The following is a 20,229-nucleotide window of genomic DNA, read 5'->3' as shown; positions in this document are numbered from 1 at the left end:
GCGCGGGCCGGGGCTGCGCATCGTGGCGCGGCAGTGGAATCACGGTGTCGTCGGTCGCTGCATTCATCGCTTCACCTGGAGGGTTCGGTCGCCGCGGACGGAAGGGGCCGGGCGGGTCGCTACGGCTCGTGTCGCAGCCCGCCAACCCGCGTTCGCGGAGCCGGCGGGCGTCTCGGGCACCGGCCTGCGTGCCCTCCGCGCAACGTCGCTGCGGCGCGGACTTACAGCACGCCGCGCTTCATCTGGTCGCGTTCGATGCTCTCGAACAGCGCCTGGAAGTTGCCTTCGCCGAAGCCCTCGTTGCCCTTGCGCTGGATGATCTCGAAGAAGATCGGGCCGAACGCGTTCTGGGTGAAGATCTGCAGCAGCTTGCGCTGCTTGGTTTCCGGGTCCGCGTCGATGAGGATCTTGTTGCGCGCCAGGCGCTCGACGTCCTCGCCGTGGTTGGGAATGCGCTCGTCGATGACCTCGAAGTACGTATCGGGCGTGTCCAGGAACGCGATGCCCTTCTCGCGCATCTGTTCGATCGTCGAATAGATGTCGTCGGTGAAACAGGCGATGTGCTGGATCCCCTCGCCCTTGTAGGCGTCGAGATATTCGTTGATCTGCGACTTCGGGTCGTTCGACTCGTTGAGCGGAATGCGCACCACACCATCGGGCGCCGTCATGGCCTTCGATTTCAGGCCGGTCTTGGCGCCCTTGATGTCGAAGTAGCGGATCTCGCGGAAGTTGAACAGCTTCTCGTAGTAGTCCGACCACTTCTGCATGTTGCCGAAGTAGAGGTTGTGGGTGAGATGGTCGATGAAGGTGAGGCCGAAGCCAGCCGGGTTCTGCTCGGCGCCGTCGATCGCGACATAGTCGTCGCCGTAGATCGAACCCGACGCGCCGTAGCGGTCGACCAGGTACAGCATGCAGTCGCCGATGCCCTTGACCACGGGCGCGTCGACGGCCTTGGTCGATTCGCCCGCGCCGATCGCTTCGCCGCCGTTGTCCAGCACGCGCGTGTAGACCTCGGACGCGGGCTGCTTGAAGCGGATGGCGAACCCGCAGGCCGACGGGCCGTGCGCCTTCGCGAACTCGGCGGCGAAGGAACCGGGCTCCTCGTTGAGCAGGAAGTTCACCCCGCCCTGGCGATAGACCGTGATCGCCCGCGTCTTGTGCCGCAACACCGCGGTGAAGCCCATGTTCCGGAAGTAGGCATGCATGAACTCGGCCTTGTCGGCCGGCGCGGCGAACTCGACGAATTCGAAACCGTCGATGCCCATCGGGTTTTCGAACGTGGTCACGTCCATGCCGAGGTTGGGACCGGACGTCTGTGCTTGGGCGCTCATGGGATACTCCATCGCGATGGGGCCGCGACAGGGGACGCGGCTTCAGACCCTCCTTTATAGTTTCACGTGCAACCACTTGCAAGGCGCACTGCACCATGACGCAACCGGCTTCGACCGCGTCCGCCCACGCCGCCCCGACAGGCGCCGACCACACGGGTCACGACCACGCCGCGCTCGATCTCGAGCAGTTCCTGCCGTACCGCCTCAGCGTGTTGACCAATCGCATCAGCCGCGGACTGGCGGCGCTGTATTCCGAGCGCTTCGACATCAGCGTGACCGAATGGCGGGTGATCGCGGTGCTGGGCCGGTACCCGGGTCTGTCGGCCAACAACGTCGCCGAGCGCACCGCGATGGACAAGGTCGCCGTGAGCCGGGCCGTGGCCCGTCTGCTGGAGCGCGATCTGCTGCTGCGCGAGATGCACGACAGCGACCGTCGACGTTCGGTGCTCGAACTCAGCGAGGCCGGCTACGCGGTGTATGACGTCATCGTGCCGCTGGCGCTGGAGTACCAGCGCAACGTGCTGGCGCCGCTGGACCCGGGCGAACGTGCGCAGCTCGCCGCGCTGATGGCCAAGCTCGAGGCGCCCCTGAAGGACTGAACCGGGCGCGGATCGCATTCCTGATCCCTTGAACGACAACAGCGCCTCGAGGGCGCTGTTGTCGTTTTGGGACGGCCACTTCCGTCAGGGACGGCGCTCTTCGTCGATCCGGACGCCGGCCGCGGCCGGTTCGCCGATCGCGTCTTGGCCGGCGAGCGAGGGCTCGTCGTCCTTGAGCGTATCGAGATGCATCAGGCGCCGGATCAGCGGTGCGACCAGCATCATCAGGATGCCGACACCGACCGCCAGCCAACCCACGTTCGAGTAGACCTCGAGCACACGGCCCGGACCTGCACCCTCGCCGCCGGTGGCGGCCGAGATCAGGCCCGCAGCGAAGTTGCCGGTGGCCGAGGCGAAGAACCAGGTCCCCATGATCAGGCTGGCCATGTGCGCGGGCGCCAGACGGTTCATCGCCGACAGACCCACCGGCGACAGGCACAGCTCGCCGGTCGTGTGGACCAGATAGATCAGGAAGATGAAGATCACCGGCGTCATTTCGCCGGGCCCCACGCTGTTCGCGCCCCAGACGAGAATCAGGAAGCCCAGGCCGACCTGGACCACCGCCAGCGCGAACTTCATCGGCGTCGACGGCTCCCAGCCGCGGCGCCCCAGCCAGAGCCACGCCATCGCGAACACCGGGGCGAGCAGGATGATGTAGATCGAGTTCAGCGACTGGAACATCGACGCCGGCACGTCCCAGCCGAAGATCTGGCGGTCGACCGAGCGGTCGGTGAAGAGGTTCAGCGACGCACCCGCCTGCTCGAACAATGCCCAGAACAGGATCGAGCCGATGATCAGGATCAGCGCGGCGAAGATGCGGTTGCGCGCCTCGCGCTCGAGCTTGAACACGGCCGTGTACATCACGTAGCCCACCAGCAGCGCGCCGGTGCCCATCAGCAGGCCACCGACGAGGGACTGGTACTGGATCAGGAACCACACCACGCCCACGGCCAGCACGCCGCATACGTAGAGCAGCCACTCGAACCGGATGCCCAGCACGGGCGCCGCGAGCCGCTGCGGGTTCTTCGACTCGCCCCGCCCCATCAGCAACGGCTTGCCGAGCACGAACACGATCAGGCCCAGCAGCATGCCGACGCCCGCCGCGCCGAAGCCCCAGGCCCAGCCGTAGGTCTGGCCGAGGTAGCCGGCAACCAGTGCGCCCAGCGCGGCGCCCAGATTGATGCCCATGTAGAAGATCGTGTACGCGGGGTCGCGACGGATGTCGGTCCGCGGGTACAGCTGGCCGACCATCACCGAAATGTTGGCCTTGAGAAAGCCCGAGCCGACGATGATGAAGGCCAGTGCCAGCCAGAAGATGTTGATCTCGGCCGCGCTCTGCCCGCCGTCGCCCTCGAACGCCATCAGGAAGTGGCCGAACGTCAGCAGCACCGCGCCGAACACCACCGCCTTGCGCTGGCCGAGATACCGGTCGGCCAGGTAACCGCCGACCACCGGCGCGATGTAGACCAGCGCGGTATAGGCGCCGTAGATCACCGACGCCTCGGAATCCGAGTACATCCAGTGCTGCACGAGATAGAAGATCAGCAGCGCGCGCATGCCGTAGTAGGAGAACCGCTCCCACATCTCGGCGAAGAACAGCACGAACAGGCCGCGCGGATGACCGAGGATGGTCTTCTTCTCCTCGGCGGCGTACGGATTCATGGACACGTAGGGCGACTCCTGACGTTGGTCGGATGCCCGGAGCCGGCCCGGGCGACGCGCTAACTTAGCGGCGCCCGATCCGCATGGAAAGTGACTTTTGCCACGCGCGGTGGCCGCCGGGCACGGGGTCCGGCGGCGTCATCGACATGCTTCGCGCATTCAGCCCGCGGGGTAGACGTAGCTCGCGCCGACGCCCAGCGGAATCCCCAGCGCCCAGAATCCGAGCAGGAAGGCCGACCACGTGACCAGCAGCGTGATCGAGAACGGCAGCATCAGCGCCAGCAGCGTGCCGATGCCGCTCGACTTCACGTAGCGCTGGCAGAACACCACGATCAGCGGGAAGTACGGCAGCAGCGGCGTGATGATGTTGGTGCTCGAATCGCCGACGCGATACGCGGCCTGGGTGAGATCGGGCGAGATGCCCAGCTGCATCAGCATCGGCACCATGATCGCGCCGATCAGCGCCCACTTGGCCGACGCCGAGCCGACCAGCAGGTTGACGAAGCCCGACAGCACCACGATGCCGATCAGGGTCACGCCGGTCGGCAGGCCCAGCGCCTGCAGGCCGTTCGCCCCCTTGATCGCCAGCAGCGCGCCGAGATTGCTCTGGCCGAAGGCATAGATGAACTGCGCGGCGAAGAACGCCATGACGATGTAGTAGCCCATGCCGCTCATTGCCTTGCTCATGCCGGCGATGACGTCGCGGTGCGACTTCACCGTGCCCGAGGCGTAGCCGTAAACGATGCCGGGCACGACGAACAGGATGAAGATCAGCGGCACGATCGACTGCATCAGCGGCGCCGTGGAGACCAGCAGTTCGCCGGCGCCGCTGGGGGCGTCAGCCGGCGCGCGCCAGGCCGAGCCGAGCGGCACCGCCGTGACCACCAGCGCCACCACGCAGGCCAGCATCGCCAGCACGGCCAGCACCAGGCCGCGGCGCTCGGGTGCGGTCAGGGTCTGCATCGTCGGCATGTCGCTGGCGTCGCCGTCGACCGGCGTGCCGCGCAGGCGCGGCTCGATGATGCGGTCGGTCAGGAACCAGCCCACCAGCACGACCAGTGCGGTCGAGGCGGTGGTGAAATAGAAGTTGTTGAGCGGGTTGACCACCACGGCCGGGTCGATCAGGTTGGCCGCTTCCTGGGTCAGGGCGGCCAGCAGCGGATCGAGGCTGGACGGAATGAAGGTCGCCGAGAAGCCGCCCGAGACACCGGCGAACGCCGCCGCGATGCCGGCCAGCGGGTGCCGCCCGGCGGCGTAGAAGATCACCGCGCCCAGCGGGATCACCAGCACGTAGCCGGCGTCCACCGCGACATGGCTGAAGATGCCGACCGCGACCAGCATCGGCGTGAGCAGCATCTTCGGCGTGATCGACAGCACCGCGCGCAGCGCTGCATTGATGAAGCCGGTGTGCTCGGCGACGCCGAGGCCGAGCATCGCCACCAGCACCACGCCCAGCGGCGCGAAGGTCACGAAGGTGCGGACCATGTCGGCCATGAAGGTGGTGAAGCTGGCACCGGCCAGCAGGTTGCGGATCTGGATCGGGTCGCCGCTGCGCGGATCGATCTCGGCGAAGCTGACGTTCGCCAGCAGCGCCGAGACCACCCAGACCACCAGCATCAATCCCAGGAACAGCACCGCCGGATCCGGCAACTTGTTGCCGACGCGCTCGACGGCGTCGAGGAAACGGGCGACGACGCCGCGCGGCGCGGCGATCTCGGGACTGGACTGGCTCATTCGGCGGGCATCCCCTGCTGACATGCGAACCGCATCCTAGCAGCAGCCGGCAGGGCCCGGCCCGGCGCCCGCGCCGCCGCGCACCGCGTCCGCGCCAACGCGAGACCCCCGCTCGCGCGGGGGTCCGGTTCGATGTTCGCGGTGGTCGCGACGTCGGTCAGGGCGTGTAGCTGGCGCGCACCGTGACCCGGGCGAACGCCGATTCGCCGCGAAGGCGGATGTACCAGGGACCGGCCTGGGGCGCGGCGATCTGGACGACCTCGTTGTTGCCGGGCCGCTGCGAGCGCAGTTGCCAGTCGTCGGCGGTGGGCAGCGTGTCGCGGCTGGCGTAGAGCGTGACGTCGCCGGTGCCGCCGGCGCTGAGGATGCGCAGGTTGCGCGCACCGGCCGGCACGTCGATGCGGAACAGCCGGGACTCGCCCGCCGCGCCGGCGACTTCGCCGACCTGCTCGCCGTTGGCCAGCGCCCGGGCCGCGGACGCGGGGTCCTCGACCACGGCCACCGCGGCGACCGCGCTGTCGTTGCCCGCCTCCGGATCCTGGGTCTGCGAGGCCGCCGCGACGGTCAGCGAGACCTCGCGACCGATCGCGGTCGCCGGCGCGGTGGCCGACAGCGCGAACACCGCCTCGTCGCCTGCGGCCAGCGCATCACGGCTGCAGGACACCGTCGTGGTGCCGGTTGCGGCCACCGGTGCCTCGCAGCTCCAGCCATCGGCCGCGGAGATCACGAGGTCATCCACCTCCACGTCCAGCACCGCGCCGACCCCGGGGAACTGCGCCGCGTCCGGCCCGGCGTTGACCAGCGTGGCCGCGAACGCCATCGACCGACCGGCGACGGCTTCGGGTTCGATCGCCTCGACCTCGATGCCGAGGTCGGCGGTCTCCACCGGCGCCAGGCGCACCAGCAGCACCGTCGGGTCGTGATCCGACAGCCGCGTCGGCGTGTCGGCATCGTTGCGGGCCACTTCCGGGAAGTCCGCATTGATCCGCGCGTGGCTGATGTCGAGCCCGACCACCAACGGCGAGTCGACCAGCGCCTGGTTCACCAGCACGTGGTCGAGCGACTGCGCCTGGTAGTCGAAGACGAAGGAGTAGCGCTCCTCCGGCGCCGCCTCCAGGGTCATGTTGAGCAGCGACGGCGAGACGAGCACCGCGCCGTCCCCGTCCACCGCGGTGGCGCTGTCCGGCGACGGCAGGCCGGTCACGGTGCCGATCGCATCGACCAGACCGTCGTTGAACTCGAAGGCGTTGAAGTCGCCGAGCACCACGATGGGCCGGGCCGGATCGGCCCGCTGCATGTCCTGGATCAGCGCGGCCAGGAAGTCGGCCTGTTTCTGCCGCTTGTCGCGCACGCGCTGACCGGCGGTCGCCCAGCCGTTGCTGCCCGGGCCGTCGTCGTTGACGCCGCTGAGCGAGCGCTGGTGGACGACGATGACGGTCAGCGGAAAGGTGCGGCCGTCGGCGAAATGCGCCACGCCGTCGAGCACCAGCGGCGGCCGGTCGTTGAGCACGCTGGTCGAACCGTTGGGGTTCTGCAGCACCGCGTCCGCGCCCCGCTGGGTGACCGCGCCGACCTCGATGCGCGCGATGCCGGCCGCCACCTCGCCGGTTTTGACCAGGAACCCGACGTCGATGCCCCCGACGTCGAAACCTTCCTCCAGATACGCGACATAGCCCGGATCCGGCTGCCCGGCCGCGACCGCATCGGCATTGATGCGCGTCGCCAGGGTCTGCAGCACCGACAGGTTCTCCACCTCGGTCACGCCGAGGATGTCGGGTGTGTGCAGATAGCCGCGGATGCCGATCGAGGCCTTCGACAGGCGCCGTTCCAGCGCCGCAGCGGTCAGTGTGGGCCCGCTGTTGCCGTCGTTGACGGTGTCGAAGAAGCGCTCGAGGTTGTAGGTCGCGAACGTGACGTGGTCCGGACCGGGTGCCATCGCCGGCCGCACCTCGCCCGCGCCACTGCAGTCGCTGATCAGCGCCGCGTCGGGATAGATCGTGTAGCGGCGGAAGGTGTAGTCCAGCGGGCCGGTCAGCGAGCCGTCGACGATGCGGCAGCCTGCGGCCAGGTTCGCGGTCGGCGCGCCGATCGTGCTGCTGCCCACGGCGATCGTCTCGGGATTGAAATCCCAGCGCGGGATCGCCGGCGCGCTGCTGCCCAGCGGGTCGGGGTCGGGCACCGGAATGCCGGGCTCGCGGAACGGCCGCGGCGTGCCGGTGACCACGACCGCAAAGCGGCCGTTGCTGCTGCCGGTGGCCTGGGTCTCGTTGGTGTTGCCGCCGGTGGGCGCGACGACGGTGAAGCTGGGCGCGGTGACGCGCATGCCCTCGAGGTGCTCCAGCTGGCCGAGGCCGCCATCCGCATTCGGCAGTTCGGGCGTCAGCACGACCGGCGCCGGCAACGCATGCCCGGTCGACAGGGCCACGACCGAGGTATTGGTGATCTCGGTCAGCGGCAACTGGTGGGGATCGGCGGCCGGGATGTATTCGATCACCGTGCCCTGCACCAGCACCTTGTTGCCCACGGCGGCATCCGCCGGCGGCGCACTGCTGGTGAAGACGAACACGCCCTCCGACGTGGCCGGGTCGCCGTCGTCCTCGCCGTCCGGCGTCTGGATGAAGAACCCGTTGTTCTTGCGCCCGGTGACGATGCCCGTGGTGGCGACCGGCTGGTTTTCGTAGGGCGAACGCTCGCCGCTGCCCTGGATGGCGTGGATGGCGACCGTGTTGACGTCGTCGTTGACGATCGTGCCGGTGCCGCGGGCTTTGGCCAGCAGCGCGCCGACGGCGTTGTCCAGATCGACGTGGAAGGTCTCGTCCGGTTCGACCCGTTCATCACCGACGACGTCCACGTGCAGCGTGAGCTCGCGCTGACCCTCGGCGAAGACCAGGGCGCCGGTGCGCGCGACGTAATCGCCATCGGCCACCGTGGCGGTGCCGTCGGCGGTGGCGTAGTCCACGGTCACACCCTCGGGACCGGCCGGCTGGTTCAGGCTGACGGTGAAGAAGAACGGCGTGGTGCCGGCGTCGCCTTCGGCGCCGCTGGTGTCGGTGATGCTCAGATACAGCGTGCCGCCGCCGCTGCAGATGTTGGGCACACCAGCGCTGTTGCGCGGCGCGGGGGCGCCGGTGGCGAAGTCGGCGGCGTTGTCGTCGCTGTCTGTGCAGCCGTCGCCGGCGCGAAACAGGGCCGTGGTGTTGCTCGGCGCCGGCGCCGGGGCGCCGCCTTCGAAGAAATTGGCGCCGCCGAAGCCGACGAGATCCAGGATCAGCGCCTGCTGCGCCGGCGTGCAGGCCGCGCTGCCGCCGTTGCAGCCGAGGCTGGACGTCGTGTTCGCCAGCGCCACCTTGCCGGTGGTGCCGGACATGTTGATCGTGCCGCTGGCATCGGGCGCGGGCAGCGCCGCACCGTTGGCGCCGCCGGCCAGGCCGACCAGGAAATAGCCGCCGGCCGGAATCTCCACCGAGGGCAGCACGACGATCTGGCTGGGGCCGGCGCCGAAATTGCCGGTGCCGGTCGCGCTGGCGTACTGGAGGGAGCGGCCGCCCAGCGACACCGGCAGGTCGCCGGTGTTGAACAGCTCGACGTAGTCGGCACTGAACGGCGCCCCGCTGTTGCCGCCGCCGCCGTAGACCTGGCTGATGACGACATCGGCCTGCGCGGCGCCCGCGCTGCAGCACAGCAGTAATGCCGACAGCAGCCGGCCCTGGAATCTGGTCATGCCTCACCCCGCTCGCGCCCCGGACCGGGCGCCCCGATGGGAGTGTGCCGGCAAACCGTGTCGTTTGCATGACGTGGCGCGGCACAAGGCGCCGCCCGGCGTCACCCCGGCGGATCATCCGGGGCCATGCAGTACGCTGTGGCGATGACCATCGACCGCAATCAGCGCCCGCTCGAAGCGGGCATCCACCGCGACCTGTCGGGCCGCATCACCTACGGCGGCTACCTGCGTCTGGACCTGCTGCTGGCCGCCCAGCAACCGCTGTCGGAGCCGCCCCACCACGACGAGATGCTGTTCGTCGTGCAGCACCAGGTGTCCGAGCTGTGGCTCAAGCTGATGATCCACGAGCTCTCGGCCGCGATCGGCCACCTCAAGCGCGACGAGGTCTGGCGCTGCCGCAAGGTGCTGGCGCGCTGCAAGCAGGTGCTGCGACAGCTGACCGAGCAGTGGTCGGTGCTGGAAACGATGACACCGGCCGAGTACATGGAATTCCGCGACGTGCTGGGGCCCTCGTCGGGCTTCCAGTCGCTGCAGTACCGCACGGTGGAATTCCTGCTGGGCAACAAGAACGCGGCGATGCTCGACGTGTTCGCACACGACCCCGACGGCCAGGCCGGGCTGCGTGCCGCGCTGGATGCCCCCGGGCTGTACGACGAATTCCTGTGCTATCTCGCGCGCTGGGGGCACCCGGTCGATGCGCGCCACCTCGCCCGCGACTGGCGGCAACCGCACACCTTCGACGATGGCCTGGTGCCGGTGTTCGAGACGATCTACGAAGACACCGACCGCTACTGGCGCGAATACGCGCTGTGCGAGGACCTGGTGGATCTGGAAACCCAGTTCCAGCTGTGGCGCTTCCGCCACATGCGCACGGTGATGCGCATCATCGGCTTCAAGCGCGGCACCGGCGGTTCGAGCGGCGTGGGGTTCCTGAAGCAGGCGCTGGAGCTGACGTTCTTTCCCGAACTGTTCGAGGTGCGCACCCACATCGGCCCGGGCCGCGGCAGCGACGCCTGACCGCGGCACACATACGCGATCCGCATGCCCGTCGTCATGCGGCAGCGCGCAACGGGCCTTAACGACCCCACCGGTATCATCGGCAACCATTGTCCCTGACCGGTTGGATCGATGACCGTCGTCGCGAAATTCGAAATCGAACACCTGCAGTATCTCGGCCCCGACGGCACGCCCGTCGCCGAATTCCCCGCCGCCTTCTCCGATCCCGCCACGCTGCTGCCGTTGTTCAAGCAGATGCTGTTCGTGCGCACCTTCGACAGCAAGGCGATCGCCCTGCAGCGCACCGGCAAGCTCGGCACCTATGCCGCGTGCCTGGGCCACGAGGCCACGCACGTCGGCATCGGCGCGGCGATGCGGCCCGAGGACCTGTTCGCGCCGAGCTACCGTGAATACGGCGCGCAGATCATGCGCGGCGTGCAGCTGCGCGAGATCCTGATGTACTGGGGCGGCGACGAGCGCGGCAACGATTTCCAGAACCAGAAGCACGACTTCCCGTGGTGCGTGCCGATCGCCACGCAGTGCCTGCACGCGGCCGGCGCGGCGCTGGCGTTCAAGCTGCGCAAGGAGCCGCGCGTGGCGGTGACCTGCTGCGGCGACGGCGGCAGCTCGAAGACCGACACCTACGCGGCGATCAATTCCGCCGGCGCCTACGCGCTGCCCTTCGTGCAATGCATCATCAACAACGGCTGGGCGATTTCGGTGCCGCGCAAGTCGCAGACCGGTGCGCCGACGCTGGCGCAGAAGGGCCTGGCCGGTGGCCTGCACTGCCTGCAGGTCGACGGCAACGATCTGGTCGCCGTGCTCGAAGGCATGCGCCGCGCGCTGGAGCGCGCCCGCAATGGCGAAGGCGGCAGCGTCATCGAGTTCATGACCTATCGCCTGCACGACCACACCACCGCCGACGATGCCCGCCGCTACCGCGACGAGGCCGAGGTCAAGGAGGCGTGGACGCGTGATCCGATGACCCGCCTGCGCAGCTATCTCACCGCGAAGGGCGTGTGGGACGAGGACCAGGAGAAGGCCTGGATCGCCGACTGCACCCAGCGCATCGACGTCGAGATCAACGCCTATCTGGAACTGAAGGTGCAGCCGGTGGAAGCGATGTTCGATTACCTCTACGCCGACCCGCCGCCGGACCTGCTGGAACAGCGCGCCAAGGCCATTGCCGCGGAGGGCCGGGCATGAACGTCGCTGCCAGCAAGACCACGGCCGCCGCCGCGAAGGGCGACACGCCCGCCGCGATCACCCTGATCGAGGCGATCACCCAGGCGCTGGCCCACGAGCTGCGCGCCGACGATTCAGTGGTCGTGCTCGGCGAGGACGTCGGCGTCAACGGCGGCGTGTTCCGCGCCACCGCCGGCCTGCAGGCGCAGTTCGGCGCCGAGCGCGTGCTCGATACGCCGCTCGACGAGACCACGATCGCCGGTCTGACCGTCGGCATGGCCGCGATGGGCATGAAGCCGGTCGCCGAAGCCCAGTTCGACGGCTTCATGTATCCGATGGTCGATCACATCATCTGTCATGCCGCGCGCTTCCGGTACCGCACCCGCGGCCGCCTGACCTGCCCGATGGTGCTGCGCGTGCCATGGGGCGGCGGCATCCGCGCGCCGGAACACCACAGCGAAGCCAACGAATCGATCTTCACCAATGTGCCCGGCCTGCGCGTGGTCATGCCCTCGTCGCCGGCGCGTGCCTACGGCCTGCTGCTGGCCGCGATCCGCGAGCCGGATCCGGTGATCTACTTCGAGCCCAAGCGCATCTACCGCCAGTACAAGGAAGTGGTGCCGGACGATGGCGAGGCGCTGCCGCTCGACGTCTGCTACGTGCTGCGCGACGGCACCGACGTCACCCTGATCAGCTGGGGCGCGCAGGTCAAGGAAGCGCTGGAAGCGGCCGAAACGCTCGCCCAGGACGGCATCAGCGCCGAGGTCATCGACGTCGCCACGCTCAAGCCGCTGGACTTCGCGACGATCGCGGAATCGGTCTCGCGCACGGGCCGCTGCGTGATCGTGCACGAGGCACCGAAGACCGCGGGCTTCGGCGCCGAGATCGCCGCGCGCCTGGCCGAGGAATCGATGTATGACCTCGTCGCGCCGGTGGAGCGCGTCACCGGCTACGACACCCACATCCCGCTGTTCCGCCTGGAAATGAAGTACCTGCCGAGCGTCGAGAAGATCGTCGCCGCGGCCAAGCGGGCGATGGCGGCGGGCTGAGACGCGATGGCGGCACCGGTATCCGCGCGGGTCCGTACGGCGCATCGTGCGCCGGACCGCCCCGCCATCCGGGTGCGCTCCGGCGAGGCACTGACGCTGGGCGCGCGCGACACGGAGTGGCCGCAGTTCGTCTGGGTCGTCCGCGCCGACGGACTGGGCGGCTGGATTCCCGACGCGCTGTGCGCGCGCGATGCCGGTGATCCGACACGCGCGGTCGCCAGCGACGACTACGACACGCAGGAGCTCGACGCCGAAGCAGGCGATACGCTGCTGCTGCATCACGCGCTCGCCGAGTGGTGGTGGGCCGAAGACAGAACGGGCAGACGCGGCTGGGTTCCGGCCCGCGTGCTCGCACCGCCGGCCCCCGCCGGCACGATCGATTGAGGATTGCACGCATGGCCAACACCACTTCCTTCCGCCTCCCGGATCTCGGCGAAGGCCTCCCGGATGCCACGATCGTCGAATGGGCGGTCAAGGTGGGCGACACGATCCGCCTCGACGACGCGCTGGTTTCGATGGAAACCGCGAAGGCGGTCGTCGACGTGCCCTCGCCGGTATCGGGCAAGGTGCTGAAGCTCGCAGGCGAGGCCGGCGACATCATCGAGACCGGCGCGGTGCTGGCCGAGTTCGAGATCGACCCCAGCCTGCCGCAGCGCGCCGAGGGTCAGGACACCGGCCACCATCACGGCCCGCCGAAGCCCGCTGCCGGCCACGGTGTCGGCACCCAGGATCCGGCGCCGGACGACAAGGTCGTCGCATCCAGCGAAGGCGGCGCCATTGCCGAAGGCGACGGCGCCCAGCCGGAAGCGAAGTCCGACGCCGGCGGCGCGCGCGCCGACAGCGGCACCGTGGTCGGCGCGATGCAGTCCTCCGACACCGTGCACAGCGAGCAGGCCAGCTCGGCCGGCGGCGTCAAGGCGATGCCGGCCGTGCGCGCGCTGGCCCGCAAGCTGAAGGTGGACATCGCGCGCGTGCGCGGCACCGGCGCCGACGGCGTGGTGACGATGGCCGACGTCAAGCAGGCCGCCGTCGACGGCAGCGCCGCGCCCGGCGCGAACGACAGCGCGCCACCGCCGCGTGCCGGCGAATACCGCGTCAGCCACGACGCCCCGCCCGCACAGGACGCGCCCCGCCAGGCGGCCACACGCACCGCGCTGTCCGCCTCGGGCAAGCCGATGCGCACGCAGCCGCCATCGGTCTCGGCCTCCGGGCAGCCCGAGCCACTGAAGGGCGTGCGCCGCAACATGGCGCGAGTGATGGCCGATGCGCACGCCAAGGTGGTGCCCACGACACTCAGCGACGATGCCGACATCCAGGCCTGGGTGCCCGGCAACGACGTGACCAGCCGCCTGATCCGCGCGATCTGCGTCGCCGCGCGCGCGGTGCCTGCGCTCAATGCCTGGTTCGACGGCGACAAGCTCACCCGTACCCTGCACCCGCATGTCGACATCGGCATCGCCGTCGACACCGACGACGGCCTGTTCGTGCCGGCGCTGCGCAATGCCGACATGCTCGACGCGCGCGGCGTGCGCGAAGGCATCAACCGTCTGCGCGCGCAGGTCGAGGACCGCAGCATCCCGGGCAGCGAACTCAGCGGCTACACGATCTCGCTGTCGAACTTCGGCATGTTCGCCGGTCGTTACGCCACGCCGGTCGTGGTGCCACCGTGCGTGGCCATCGTCGCCGCGGGCCGCGGCCGCCACCAGATCACCCCGGTGATCGGCGGCTTCGAGTCGCACAAGGTCATTCCGCTGTCGCTGACCTTCGACCACCGGGCCGCGACCGGCGGCGAGGCCGCGCGCTTCCTCAAGGCGATGCTCGACGACCTGGCCCTCGCCCAGTGATCAGGGCGGCGGCCTCGCCCTGACGCGCCTCCGGGCGGCGCGTGGGCAGGCACCGTCGGCGTCATCACGGACTGCCGGGCCACGCCGCGGCGAATCCGGCGCGCGGCGCGGGTCGTCGCAGCCGCTGCAACCGGGCCGCGGCATGCTGGCGCTCCCTTCACCGGAGCGCCCGCCATGCCCCACCGCAGCCGCCTGTCCACCTTCGTACTGGATTGCCAGGTCGAGGATCTGGCCCCGCACATCGAGTTCTGGAGCCGCGCCCTCGGCCGAGCGGTCGCGACCGGAGACCAAGACGGCGACGGCCGCTACGCCGAACTCGAGTCGGACACGGACGAACCCCTTCTGCTGCTGCAGAAGGTCGATCACGCCTCGCGCATCCACCTCGACATCGAGACCGACGACATCGACGCCGAGGCCGATCGCCTGGAGGCGCTCGGCGCCAGACGGATCGGCTTTGTCAAACGCTGGTGGGTAATGGAAGCACCCAGCGGGCACCGCTTCTGCGTGATCCGCCCGCAGCGCGAGCCGTTCGGCGCGCACACCACCACCTGGGCATGACCGCGGCCGTCAGCGGGCAGGGTCTCGGCCCGACGCCCGCGTGCGGCACCGGCGCCGGCGGCGACACGGTCAGCGGGCCGCGCGATCCAGCCAGACCTCGAGTCCCATCGCGTTGATCTCGATGTCGCCGCCGAGCACCTCGGCCACGCGCGCGGGCGCATCCTCGACGCCGTGATCGTGCGCACGTGCGGTGTAGAGCCGGGTCAGCCCGTCGACGATCCGCGCATGCCGATCCGGCGCGCCCTGGGCCGCGCGTGCGAGGGTCACCATCGCGTCGATCTGCTCGTGCAGGTCGGCGCCGAGCCGCACGCAGTCGTCGACCTCGCCGTAATGCGCGACCCGGATCGATTCGGGCGCACGCGCGAGCAGGGTGTCGATGGAGGCGTGCATCTGCGCGGGATCGAACTGCACCGGCGAGGTCGTGGGAACGACGAAGGGTCCCATCGCCGTGTCGAATTCTCGGTACGACAGACCGAAGGTATCGCCGGCGAACCAGCTGTGCGTGTCCGCGTCCCAGACGCTGTAGTGGTGCAGCGCATGGCCCGGCGTGTCGATGCACAGCAGCGGACGCCCGGCGAGTTCGACGACATGCCCATCCTCGGCGACGACCACGCGCGCTTCGGGCACCGGCCGCATGCCGGCATGGTCGCGCTCGAACATCGCCTCGCCGTAGACCGCCTTCGCGCCGGCGATCAGCCGGGTGGGGTCGATCATGTGCGGCGCGCCGCGCGGGTGCACCACCAGCTGCGCGTTCGGCAGCGCGCGGATCAGCGGCCCGGCCGCACCCGCGTGATCGAGATGCACGTGGGTGACCATCAACCAGTCGACGGCGGCGCGGTCCACGCCCGCCGCATCGATCGCGTCGAGCACGGTCTGCGCGCACGTGGCGGTGCCGCAGTCGATCAGCGCCGCGCGACCACCGGACTCGACGAGGTAGGCCGCGCACAGGCCGGGCCGGACGTAGCCGGTGTCGATGATCGTGATGCCGTTCCGGTCGCGCATCGCAGGTCTCCTGCTGGACAGAACCGGCAGTCTAGGACGTGCGCTGTCCACGCCCGATGCGTGCCTGCCGGCGCACTCAGCCGTCGTCGCCTGCGCGCGGACGCAGAACGCGCGCGCGCGCGACGAAGGCGACGGCGAGCGCGGCGAGAAAGACACCATAGCCGACCGCGGTGGCGAGAATCTGCGCCCACATCGCGCCGTGCCCCCGGTCGGCGGCGGCGTGCGCCCAATGGATCGACAGCAGAAAGGCCGACAGCGCGACCCCGAGGCTGAGCAGATCGAACACCACGCGGCGTGCCCCGCGCGGCTGCCGCGGCACCATCCAGAACAGCACACCCAGAATCAGAAACCACGGCAGGAACAGCAGCAGCGCCAGATTCTCGGCGACGAGGGGACTCACGGTGCGGCCTTCTCGGCATCGGCGGCGGCCAGCGCGGCGAGCGCGGCCTGCACGGTGGCGGCATCGACGCCCTCGCCCAGCGTCACCGGCGCATCGCCGACCGCGAGCTCGCCGCGCCGCAGCCGGGCGATCGTCTGCCCGGCGTCGCGCGGCGCCTCGAACGCGTCGCTCTGCAGCAGCACGCGCTCGCCGTCGACGAGCTTGAAATAGAAGCGGCCGTCGGGTTCGCGATACTGCTTGAACACCGCCAGCGGTCGCACCGCGAGCGCGACGTCCATCGCCTCGCCGGTCGCCACGGTCACCTTGCCCAGATCGCGCAGCCCCACCGCATCGCGCAGATCGCGCAGCAGCGGAATCGCATAACGCTCGCGCAGGCGCCGGCCGCCCTCGCGCAGCGTGTCCTCGATGTCGCCGGGGCGCGCGATCAGGGCCTCGTAGCGCTCGCGCATCGGCGCGATCTCGCGCTCGACGACGTCGAACAGCTGCTGCTTGGCATCGCCCCAGCCGATGCCGTCGGCGAACGCGGCCGCGAATCCGGCGGTTTCGTCCGGCGTGGCGAAGGCCTGGTAGAGCTGGAACAGCGCCGAGCCGTCGGTCGACTTCGCCTCGCCGGGCAAGGTCGAGTCGGTGAGGATCGAGAACACCAGCTTCTTGAGCTGCGCCGGCGGCACGAACAGCGGAATCGTGTTCTCGTAGCTCTTGCTCATCTTGCGGCCGTCGAGCCCCGGGAGCAGCGCGACCTGATCGTCGATGACCGCCTCGGGCAGGGTGAACCAGTCGCGTCCGTAGACGTGATTGAAGCGCTGGGCGAAATCGCGTGCCATCTCGATGTGCTGGACCTGGTCGCGGCCGACCGGCACGCGGTCGGCGTTGAAGATCAGGATGTCGGCGGCCATCAGCACCGGGTACATGAAGAGCCCCGCGGTCACCGCGGCATCGTCGTCCTCGCCGTCGGCCCGGTTCCGGTCGACCGCGGCCTTGTAGGCATGCGCGCGGTTGAGAATGCCCTTGCCGGCCACGCAGGTCAGCAGCCACATCAGCTCCGTGGTCTCGGGCACGTCGCTCTGGCGGTAGAACCACACCGTCGCCGGGTCGAGCCCGGCGGCGAGCCACGTCGCCGCGATTTCCAGCGTGGATCGCTGGGTGCGCGCCGGATCCTGGGCCTTGATCAGGCTGTGCAGGTCGGCGAGGAAATAGAAGCTCTCGGTATTCGGCGCGCGGCTGGCGGCGATCGCCGGACGCACGGCACCGACGTAGTTGCCGAGATGCGGCGTCCCGGACGTGGTGATACCGGTGAGAACGCGCTGTGGACGCTGTGACATGGACGGTGACGGGCCTGGAACAGGCGGCAAGTCTACCCGCTGGCCGGCACCCGCCCCGGCAAACCCCAGATCGCGCGCCCATGCGTTCGCCTCTGCACCTTCCCGAACGAGACCGTGCCATGACGCCCTTCCTCCGCTCGTCCGCCGCATTGGCCTGTGCCGGCCTGCTGCTTCTGCCAGCCGCTGCCGTCGCCTACCGCCCGGCGCCGCCGCAGCCGCTGGTGGAAATGGAGATCGTCGATCGCGACCGGAGCCAGCCACTGCCGGCCTGGCCACATCGCGGCGAGTACTGGATCGCAGGGCGCCCCGGCACGCCGTATGCCGTGCGGTTGCGCAATACGACCGGCGAACGTGTCCTGGTCGTGCTTTCGATCGACGGTGTCAACGCGGTCAGTGGCGAGACCGCATCGCCCGACCAGACCGGCTACGTCCTGGCGCCGTGGCAACGTACGGAGATCACCGGCTGGCGCAAATCGAACGACGATGTCGCCCGTTTCGAGTTCACCGCCCTGCCCGGCAGCTACGCGGCGCGCACCGGGCGCCCGGACCATGTCGGTGCGATCGGCATCGCGGTGTTCCGCGAACGGGCGGCGCCGGTGGCGGTGGCCGCGCCTCCACCCGCGGGCGACACGGTGCGTCCGTCCGCGCGCGCAAGCGGCGACCGCGCGGACGCGTCACGCGCCCGCGAGTCGGCAGCCCTGCCGCAGCAGATCGGCACCGGCCACGGCGCACGCGAATGGGCGCCGGTCACACGCACCGCCTTCGAACGCGCCACGCGTGTACCGGCCCAGCGCACCGTACTGCGCTACGACAGTGTCGACGCACTCGCCGCGCTCGGAATCGGACCGCGTGTGCACGCGCAGCGCCGGCGCCCCGATGCGTTTCCCGGCGGGTTCGTGCCCGACCCCTGACCGCACCGGGAGCCACACACGACAACGGACCGGCGAGGGCCGGTCCGTTGCTCGGTGACCGTGCCGCCTGCGCGGCAGTACGACGCTATCAGTCCAGCGTCTTCTCGAAATCGCGCACTTCCTGTTCGGCACGTTCGCGTTCCCAGCCGTACTTCTCCTGCAGCTTGCCTGCGAGGTACTTGCTGTCGCCGGCGGCGACGTCGAACACGTCGTCGGTGAGATCGCCCCACTTCGCCTGTGCCTTGCCCTTGAGCTGGGTCCACTTGCCGGAAATGATGTCTTTGTTCATGGCGTCCTCCTTCGGACTCGTCGGCGTCGCGCGCTGCATCGCCGTGCAGATCCATCCTCGCGGCCGCGCCATCAACTCCGGGTCAAGGTTTCGTGTGCCGGGCCGTCATCTCGCTGAGCGTGCGGTCATACCGCCGGCCCGACGTGATCGGGCGTTCCAGCGGCCAGGCAAAAAAAAGGCCGGCGCAAGCGCCGGCCCGGGTGTCGATGATGCGGCTGACTCAGGGACGGGTCGTGCCGCCGGTCCGCTCCGCGCTGTCTTCCACCTTCTCACCAACCTTCTGCACGTCCTGGCCAGCGCCACGAACGGTGTTGCAGGCGCTGAGCGAGCCGGCGGTGAACAGGGCAAGCAGCAAAAGTGCGATCGAACGCTTCATGGGACTCTCCAGGATGTGGTCTTGCAACGGCGATTGCGTCTTCCCGCAACCATGGCGCGCACTATAGGAAGCGCGCCTGTGAACGCCACGTCGTTCTCTCCCTCCGCGCGCCGCGCCCATGCACGCGCGTTCAATCCCGCATCAGCGTCGACTTGCCGAACAGGCTTTCCACCAGATCCACCGCCAGTTCCGCGGTGGTGTTGCCGTGGTCGAGCGCGGTGTTGACCTCGACGATGTCGAGCGAGCCCAGCCGCCCGGTATCGGCGATCATTTCCATCACCAGCTGGGCCTCGCGGTAGTTGATGCCGCCCGGCACGGGCGTACCGGTGCCGGGGGCGATCGTCGGGTCGAGCACGTCGACGTCGAAGCTCACGTGCAGATGCGTATCGGCGTCGAGTCCGCTCAAGGCCTGCTCGACCACGCGGCGCATGCCGACCTCGTCGATGTAGCGCATGTCGTAGATATCGAGCCCGTGCGCCTTGACCAGGCGCTTCTCATCGGGATCGACCGAACGGATGCCGATCTGCCGGAACTGGGCGACCTCGGTCGACGGCACGTGGCCGCCGAGGGAGGTCAGCGCGTCCGGACCGATGCCGCACAGACACGCCACCGGCATGCCGTGGACATTGCCCGACGGGGTGATCTGCGAGGTGTTGAAATCGGTGTGCGCATCCAGCCACAGCACGCGCAGCGTCTTGCCGGTAGCGCGGCAGTGGTTGGCGACCGCGGCGATCGAGCCGATCGCCAGGCAATGGTCGCCGCCGAGCATAACCGGCATGCGGCCGTGGGCGAGTTCGGCGGTCGAAGCCTCGAGCACCGCGCGGTTCCAGGCGACGACTTCGTCGAGATGCCGGTAGCCGGCCTCGGGCCCCTGCCACGGATTCTTCGGACCCTTGAGATCACCGCGATCGACGACGTCGATGCCGCGCGCGAGCAGGGCTTCGACCAGGCCGGCCACGCGCAGGCCCTCCGGCCCCATCGACGCGCCGCGCCGGCCGGCGCCCACATCGGTGGGCACGCCGAAGATCGAAACGGGACGGTCGAACTGCTGCATGGGCGCTCCTCGGCATCGGATGCGACCCAGCGTCACGCGGCGGACGGTGACGGCCCGGCGGCGCGGGCGGCAGGCGCGCGGGACGCTGCGTCGGAGTGGTGCCGGCACCCGGGTTCGAACTGGGGACCTACCGCTTACAAGGCGGTTGCTCTACCAACTGAGCTATGCCGGCGATGACATGCGGCGGGGCCGCGCG

General features: G+C 69.5%; 18 protein-coding genes and 1 tRNA gene. 8 read left to right on the top strand and 11 right to left on the bottom strand.

The genetic code is table 11. The features are described from left to right. Positions 1 to 221 precede the first annotated feature (221 nt). Positions 222 to 1,331, bottom strand: a complete 1,110-nt coding sequence (hppD, locus tag PQS31_RS13850; protein WP_272763324.1) for a 4-hydroxyphenylpyruvate dioxygenase — start codon at positions 1,329 to 1,331, stop codon at positions 222 to 224. Between the two features lie 95 nt (positions 1,332 to 1,426). Here hppD and PQS31_RS13845 point away from each other — a divergent pair, with 95 nt between their 5' ends. Continuing rightward, positions 1,427 to 1,930: a MarR family winged helix-turn-helix transcriptional regulator gene (locus PQS31_RS13845; protein WP_272763323.1), complete on the top strand. Its 504-nt coding sequence runs from the start codon at positions 1,427 to 1,429 to the stop codon at positions 1,928 to 1,930. A gap of 84 nt (positions 1,931 to 2,014) precedes the next feature. On the opposite strand, the gene PQS31_RS13840 is transcribed toward PQS31_RS13845, so the two are convergent. The 3 genes from PQS31_RS13840 to PQS31_RS13830 all read right to left on the bottom strand — a co-directional run bounded on the left by PQS31_RS13840 (position 2,015) and on the right by PQS31_RS13830 (position 9,047). Further along, positions 2,015 to 3,592 (bottom strand): peptide MFS transporter, encoded by a 1,578-nt coding sequence (locus PQS31_RS13840; protein WP_272763428.1) that lies wholly within the window; start codon positions 3,590 to 3,592, stop codon positions 2,015 to 2,017. Between the two features lie 159 nt (positions 3,593 to 3,751). Next, positions 3,752 to 5,326: an AbgT family transporter gene (locus PQS31_RS13835; RefSeq protein ID WP_272763322.1), complete on the bottom strand. Its 1,575-nt coding sequence runs from the start codon at positions 5,324 to 5,326 to the stop codon at positions 3,752 to 3,754. A 157-nt stretch (positions 5,327 to 5,483) separates the two neighbouring features. Continuing rightward, positions 5,484 to 9,047 carry a pre-peptidase C-terminal domain-containing protein gene (locus PQS31_RS13830; protein ID WP_272763321.1) on the bottom strand — a complete coding sequence of 1,188 codons (3,564 nt, stop codon included), beginning with the start codon at positions 9,045 to 9,047 and terminating at the stop codon, positions 5,484 to 5,486. A gap of 144 nt (positions 9,048 to 9,191) precedes the next feature. On the opposite strand from PQS31_RS13830, the gene PQS31_RS13825 reads away from it, so the two are divergent. The 6 genes from PQS31_RS13825 to PQS31_RS13800 all read left to right on the top strand — a co-directional run bounded on the left by PQS31_RS13825 (position 9,192) and on the right by PQS31_RS13800 (position 14,679). Next, entirely contained in the window at positions 9,192 to 10,064 is an 873-nt protein-coding gene (locus tag PQS31_RS13825) for a tryptophan 2,3-dioxygenase family protein (RefSeq protein ID WP_272763427.1), read from the top strand. A 111-nt stretch (positions 10,065 to 10,175) separates the two neighbouring features. Then, entirely contained in the window at positions 10,176 to 11,249 is a 1,074-nt protein-coding gene (pdhA, locus tag PQS31_RS13820; RefSeq protein WP_272763320.1) for a pyruvate dehydrogenase (acetyl-transferring) E1 component subunit alpha, read from the top strand. Further along, positions 11,246 to 12,277: an alpha-ketoacid dehydrogenase subunit beta gene (locus PQS31_RS13815; protein WP_272763319.1), complete on the top strand. Its 1,032-nt coding sequence runs from the start codon at positions 11,246 to 11,248 to the stop codon at positions 12,275 to 12,277. Before pdhA ends, PQS31_RS13815 begins: the two co-directional genes overlap by 4 nt. Positions 12,278 to 12,283: 6 nt before the next feature. Continuing rightward, entirely contained in the window at positions 12,284 to 12,661 is a 378-nt protein-coding gene (locus PQS31_RS13810; RefSeq protein WP_272763318.1) for an SH3 domain-containing protein, read from the top strand. Positions 12,662 to 12,672: 11 nt separating this feature from the next. Continuing rightward, positions 12,673 to 14,121, top strand: a complete 1,449-nt coding sequence (locus PQS31_RS13805) for a dihydrolipoamide acetyltransferase family protein (protein ID WP_272763317.1) — start codon at positions 12,673 to 12,675, stop codon at positions 14,119 to 14,121. A gap of 174 nt (positions 14,122 to 14,295) precedes the next feature. Then, on the top strand, positions 14,296 to 14,679 hold the full coding sequence (locus PQS31_RS13800) for a VOC family protein (protein ID WP_272763316.1): 384 nt from the start codon (positions 14,296 to 14,298) through the stop codon (positions 14,677 to 14,679). A 69-nt stretch (positions 14,680 to 14,748) separates the two neighbouring features. Here the strand turns inward: PQS31_RS13800 and PQS31_RS13795 are convergent, their stop codons facing one another. The 3 genes from PQS31_RS13795 to PQS31_RS13785 form a co-directional block, all read right to left on the bottom strand. Continuing rightward, positions 14,749 to 15,681, bottom strand: a complete 933-nt coding sequence (locus PQS31_RS13795; protein WP_272763315.1) for an MBL fold metallo-hydrolase — start codon at positions 15,679 to 15,681, stop codon at positions 14,749 to 14,751. Between the two features lie 76 nt (positions 15,682 to 15,757). Further along, complete coding sequence (locus PQS31_RS13790) at positions 15,758 to 16,081, bottom strand: hypothetical protein (protein WP_272763314.1); 324 nt, start codon at positions 16,079 to 16,081, stop codon at positions 15,758 to 15,760. Further along, complete coding sequence (locus tag PQS31_RS13785) at positions 16,078 to 17,403, bottom strand: tryptophan--tRNA ligase (RefSeq protein WP_272763313.1); 1,326 nt, start codon at positions 17,401 to 17,403, stop codon at positions 16,078 to 16,080. Before PQS31_RS13785 ends, PQS31_RS13790 begins: the two co-directional genes overlap by 4 nt. A 119-nt stretch (positions 17,404 to 17,522) precedes the next feature. Between PQS31_RS13785 and PQS31_RS13780 the strand changes: the two genes are divergently transcribed. Next, positions 17,523 to 18,314, top strand: coding sequence for a hypothetical protein (locus tag PQS31_RS13780; protein ID WP_272763312.1), 792 nt, complete (start codon positions 17,523 to 17,525; stop codon positions 18,312 to 18,314). Positions 18,315 to 18,402: 88 nt separating this feature from the next. Here PQS31_RS13780 and PQS31_RS13775 read toward each other — a convergent pair whose 3' ends face one another. The 4 genes from PQS31_RS13775 to PQS31_RS13760 form a co-directional block, all read right to left on the bottom strand. Further along, positions 18,403 to 18,603 carry a CsbD family protein gene (locus PQS31_RS13775; protein WP_272763311.1) on the bottom strand — a complete coding sequence of 67 codons (201 nt, stop codon included), beginning with the start codon at positions 18,601 to 18,603 and terminating at the stop codon, positions 18,403 to 18,405. 220 nt (positions 18,604 to 18,823) lie between these two features. Then, positions 18,824 to 18,979, bottom strand: a complete 156-nt coding sequence (locus tag PQS31_RS13770) for an entericidin A/B family lipoprotein (RefSeq protein WP_096209906.1) — start codon at positions 18,977 to 18,979, stop codon at positions 18,824 to 18,826. Positions 18,980 to 19,109: 130 nt separating this feature from the next. Continuing rightward, on the bottom strand, positions 19,110 to 20,033 hold the full coding sequence (gene rocF, locus PQS31_RS13765; protein WP_272763310.1) for an arginase: 924 nt from the start codon (positions 20,031 to 20,033) through the stop codon (positions 19,110 to 19,112). 96 nt (positions 20,034 to 20,129) lie between these two features. Beyond that, positions 20,130 to 20,205: transfer RNA gene (locus PQS31_RS13760), tRNA-Thr, on the bottom strand. Positions 20,206 to 20,229: the final 24 nt, after the last annotated feature.

This window comes from Luteimonas sp. BLCC-B24, from assembly GCF_028550595.1.
Classification (GTDB): domain Bacteria; phylum Pseudomonadota; class Gammaproteobacteria; order Xanthomonadales; family Xanthomonadaceae; genus Luteimonas.
Note: the sequence above shows the minus strand (reverse complement) of the source record. Positions and strands in the feature narration are given on the sequence as shown.